Genomic DNA, 3,043 nt, shown 5'->3' with positions numbered 1-3,043 from the left:
AGATCCGCCGCGAACTCCAGCGGGGTCGAGCCGACCCGCTCGGACAGCTCGGCCAGCTGCCGCGCCGCCTGCGCGGGCCCGCAGCCCAGCCGTTCGATGAGCACGCCCTTGGCCAATTCGATCAGCGCGCGCCCGTCGGCGGCGGCGTGGGCGTCGCGGAGCTCCTCACGCAATCGCTCCACCGTGGCTGCCAGACGGGCGATGTCGGGTCCGTCCGCCGAGGCGTCCGGTGCCGGGTGCGACTGTCCCGTCGCCTCCGTCATCAGACACGCAGCCAGTGCTGGATGCTGGCGAGCAGCACGTCCGCGTCGACCGGCTTGGTGACATAGTCGTTGGCCCCCGCGGCCAGGCTCTTGTCCCGGTCTCCCAGCATGGCTTTCGCGGTCACCGCGATGATCGGCAGTTCCGCGTAGCGCGGGATCGCCCGGATCGTCTCGGTCGCCGCGTAGCCGTCCAGCTCGGGCATCATGACGTCCATCAGCACCAGGTCGACCTCGGGGTGCCCGACCAGCTTGTCGAGACCCTCGCGGCCGTTCTCGGCGTGCACCACGCTGATGCCGTGCAGTTCGAGAATGCTGCTGAGCGCGAACAGGTTTCGCGCGTCGTCATCCACGATGAGCACGGTGTGCCCGGCCAATTCGTCATTGGGCGGGCGGACCGCCGGAACCGGGGTCTCCTCCCGGCGCACCAGGGGCAGCACATCCCCCGGCGCCTCCGCCGTGACGTGCAGCGCGATCCGTTCCCGCAATTCGTCCAGGCTGGAGAGCAGTTCGAGCGAGGTGTGCGCGACGCGCCGCTGCACCGCCCGCTCCTGTTCGCCGTCGAGGCGGCGGTTGTGCACCAGGACGGGCACGCCGCGCAGGGTGGGATCCCCGTCCACGATCTCGAGGAAGCGCAAGGCGTTGTCGCCGGGCATGTCCAGCTCGAGCACCACGCAATGGAACGTCTCCGCGGCCATGGCCGCCGCCGCTTCGCGCGCCTCGACCGCGCTCACGACCTGCACCGGTCCGCGGGGATCGTTGCGATCGGCCAGATCGGCGACCGCGCTCTGGGCGACCATCGACAGCAAGCCCTGGGACCGTTCCTCCAGCACCAGCAATCGGCGCCGCTGCGGCGGCAGCGCGATCTTGCTGCCGCGCTCGGCTTTACTCCCGTCGGCGTCGTCCTCGCGGCTGGTTGGCGGCGCTTCGCGGAAGTCGGGACGCGCGACCGGAAGGTACAGGGTGAAGGTGCTGCCCTCGTCGATCGTGCTCTCGGCGGTGATGGAACCGCCGAGCAGATAGGCGATTTCGCGGCTGATCGACAATCCCAGCCCGGTGCCGCCGTACTTGCGGCTGGTGGTGCCGTCCGCCTGCTGGAACGCCCCGAAGATGGATTCGAGCTGGTCCCCGGCGATGCCGATACCGGTATCGACCACCCGGAAGGCGACGGCCGGGCCGTGTCGCCGGATGGCGGCGGGCAACTCCTGCGTGTTCGCCGGGCCGATCCGCAGTTCCACGAAACCGGTCTCGGTGAACTTCACCGCGTTGGACAGCAGGTTGCGCAGCACCTGCCGCAGCCGCGAGTCGTCGGTGACCAGCTCCCCCGGCACGCCCTCGAGGGTGGTGATCCGGAATCCGAGGCGCTTCTGCGTGGTCAACGGCCGGAAGGTCGCCTCGACGTAGTCGAGCAGTTTGTGCAGCGGCACCCGCTCCGGGGCGATGTCCATCTTGCCCGCCTCGACCTTCGACAGGTCCAGGATGTCGTTGATCAGCTGCAGCAGATCCGAACCGGCCGAATGGATGATGCCCGCGTACTCGACCTGTTTGGGCGTGAGGTTGCGGTTGGGATTCTGGGCCAGCAGTTGCGCCAGGATCAGCAGGCTGTTGAGCGGCGTGCGCAGCTCATGGCTCATATTGGCGAGGAATTCCGACTTGTACTTCGAGGTGAGCGACAGCTGCTGGGCGCGGGTCTCGAGTTCCTGCCGTGCCTGCTCGATCTCGAGGTTCTTGGCCTCGATGTCGCGGTTCTGCATGGCCAGCAGCGCCGCCTTCTCCTCCATCTCGGTGTTGTTGCGCTGCAACTCTTCCTGCCGCACCTGGAGTTCCTGGGAGCGGGCTTGCAGTTCGGAGGTCAGCCGCTGCGATTCGACCAGCAGCTCGTCGGTGCGGGCGTTGGCGATGATGGTGCTGACATTGACGCCGACCGTCTCCATGAGCTGGTCGAGGAAGTCGCGGTGGATGCGCGTGAAGCGGTGCAGCGACGCCAATTCGATGACGCCGAGCACCTGCTCCTCGACCGCGATCGGCAGGATCAGCAGGTTCACCGGCGCGGTCTGCCCGAGCCCGGAGGAGATGGTCACGTAGGTGCCGGGCACATCGTCGACGGCGATCGTGCGGCGGCTGCGGGCGGCTTGACCGACCAGCGACTGCCCGAACGTGAATTTCGTTGCGCCGCCGGGCGTGTCAGGGCTCCCGTAGGAGCTCAGCAGCCGCAGCTCCGGCGGCTGCGCGGTGTCATCGGCCAGGTAGAATGCGCCGAATTGCGCCGACACCAGCGGCACCAGCTCGTCCATGATCAACTCGGCCACCACGTGCAGGTCCCGCTGCCCCTGCATGAGGCTCGAGATGCGGGCGAGATTGGTCTTGAGCCAGTCCTGATCCTGGTTGGCGCTGGTGGTCTCGCGCAGCGACTCCACCATCGAATTGATGTTGTCCTTGAGGTCGGCGACCTCGCCGGACGCCTCGACGGTGATGGAGCGGGTCAGGTCGCCCTCGGCGACCGCGCTGGTGACCTCGGCGATGGCGCGCACCTGCCGGGTGAGGTTGCCCGCGAGCTCGTTCACGTTCTCCGTCAAGCGTTTCCATGTTCCCGAGACGCCCTCGACCTCGGCCTGGCCGCCGAGGCGGCCCTCGGATCCGACCTCGCGGGCGACGCGGGTGACCTCGGCGGCGAACGCCGAGAGCTGATCGACCATCGTATTGATCGTGGTCTTGAGCTCGAGGATCTCCCCGCGCGCGTCCACGTCGATCTTGCTGGTCAGGTCGCCCTGGGCGACCGCGGT

At 68.3% G+C, this 3,043-nt stretch carries 2 protein-coding genes; both read right to left on the bottom strand.

Annotated features, from left to right (window positions below):
• On the bottom strand, window positions 1-263 hold a 263-nt coding region (locus tag ACWELQ_RS42320; protein WP_452402615.1), incomplete at its 3' end, for an ANTAR domain-containing protein.
• On the bottom strand, window positions 263-3,043 hold a 2,781-nt coding region (locus ACWELQ_RS42315), incomplete at its 5' end, for a response regulator (RefSeq protein ID WP_452402614.1). The genes ACWELQ_RS42320 and ACWELQ_RS42315, both read right to left, overlap by 1 nt.

Source organism: Nocardia sp. NPDC004722, from assembly GCF_053601505.1.
The sequence above is the reverse complement of the archived record's forward strand: the minus strand, read 5'-3'. Positions and strand labels throughout refer to the sequence as shown.